Below are 373 nucleotides of genomic sequence, written 5' to 3' on the forward strand. Positions count from 1 at the left end.
AAGTATAATACATATATTAGCTGTACCTTAATGACGTGTAATTTTCAGCCTGTTTTAATATATTATCCAATGCCTCATTTTCTTTTTCTTTGGGATATTTATGCAGCTTCAAAAACCTTTTTATATCCATTTTCATTTTTGCCTTTGTAGATTCCTTGTACTGCCAGTCTATCTCTTCAGCGTTATTTTGTACTATCAATGACAGTTCTTTAGCCATAGTCTTTATTTCTTCTTTATTATAATCATTATTCATAGGACTGCATATGGCATCATATATCGCTTTTTCTTCATTTGTAAGTCCCAAACTTTTAGCTTCTTTTTCTAGGTTGTCCAAGTCATTAGCCATATTTAAAAGCTCATCTATTACCTCTAT

1 protein-coding gene is annotated in these 373 nt (G+C 30.6%); it reads right to left on the reverse strand.

Annotated elements, in window-relative coordinates; translation table 11 throughout:
- Positions 1 to 16: 16 nt before the first annotated feature.
- Positions 17 to 373, reverse strand: a 357-nt coding sequence (locus tag EZH24_RS13580; protein ID WP_137999499.1) for a type I restriction enzyme endonuclease domain-containing protein, incomplete at its 5' end; no start/stop codon positions are given.

The organism is Brachyspira catarrhinii (assembly GCF_005518285.1).
Taxonomy (GTDB): domain Bacteria; phylum Spirochaetota; class Brachyspiria; order Brachyspirales; family Brachyspiraceae; genus Brachyspira; species Brachyspira catarrhinii.